Raw genomic sequence first — 1048 nt, 5'->3', positions numbered from 1 at the left:
ACCGCGGATTCCCCCCGGTGCGGCCCGCGCCCCCGACCGCGGGAGCGGGCCACGCCGGGGGCCGCGGCCGTCGTCGCGGAGGCGAACGGGAATCGAACCCGCCAACGACAGAGCCTGCCGTTCAACGGTTTTGAAGACCGTGCCGGTCACCAGGCCGGAAGCGCCTCCCTGGGACATACCGACATCCTGCCAAATGCACGGCGCGTGTGCAGCACACCGCGCGGCGGAGGCGAAAATCGGGCAGGATGGCGGAATGGCGTACCGACTGACCCAGTACGCGCACGGCGGCGGGTGCGCGTGCAAGATCCCTCCGGGGGAGCTCGAACAGGTCGTGTCCGGGCTGGTCGGTGCCGGTCCCGCGCGGCCCGCCGGGGAGCTGCTCGTGGGGCTCGACGACGGGGACGACGCCGCGGCCGTCCGTCTCGACGGCGAGCGCGCGATCGTGAGCACCACCGACTTCTTCACCCCGGTCGTGGACGACCCGTACGACTGGGGGCGGATCGCCGCGGCGAACGCGCTGTCCGACGTGTACGCGATGGGCGGCACGCCCGTGGTCGCGGTGAACCTGTTGTGCTGGCCCCGGGAGACCCTCCCGTTCGAGCTGGCCGCCGAGACGCTGCGCGGCGGCGCCGCGGTGTGCGCCGAGGCGGGCTGCCACCTCGCGGGCGGGCACAGCGTGGACGACCCCGAGCCGAAGTACGGCCTCGCGGTGACCGGGGTGGCCGGGGCGGACCGGTTGCTGCGCAACGACACCGGCCGGGCCGGACAGCCGCTGTCGCTGACGAAGCCGCTCGGGGTCGGCGTGCTGAACACCCGGCACAAGGCCACCGGGGAGACCTTCGACGAGGCGATCGCCGTGATGACCACGCTGAACGCCGAGGCCGCGCGGGCCGCGTCGGCCGCGGGCATCGGGTGCGCCACCGACGTCACCGGCTTCGGCCTGCTCGGGCACCTGTACAAGCTGGCGCGGGCCAGCGGGGTGACGGCGGTGGTGAACGCGGCGGCGGTGCCGGTGCTGGACGCCGCCCGCGACGCCGTCCGGGAGGGC

The 1048-nt window shown here is 74.7% G+C and carries 1 protein-coding gene and 1 tRNA gene; one reads left to right on the top strand and one right to left on the bottom strand.

The window, feature by feature from the left end:
* Positions 1-76: 76 nt before the first annotated feature.
* Positions 77-168, bottom strand: a tRNA-Sec gene (locus tag SACPADRAFT_RS0203280).
* Positions 169-253: 85 nt separating this feature from the next.
* Here SACPADRAFT_RS0203280 and selD point away from each other — a divergent pair.
* The coding region (gene selD / locus SACPADRAFT_RS0203275; protein ID WP_007027734.1) for a selenide, water dikinase SelD at positions 254-1048 on the top strand (795 nt) is incomplete at its 3' end.

This window comes from Saccharomonospora iraqiensis subsp. paurometabolica YIM 90007, assembly GCF_000231035.2.
GTDB lineage: Bacteria > Actinomycetota > Actinomycetes > Mycobacteriales > Pseudonocardiaceae > Saccharomonospora > Saccharomonospora paurometabolica.
This window is presented reverse-complemented; position numbering and strand designations above follow the sequence as displayed.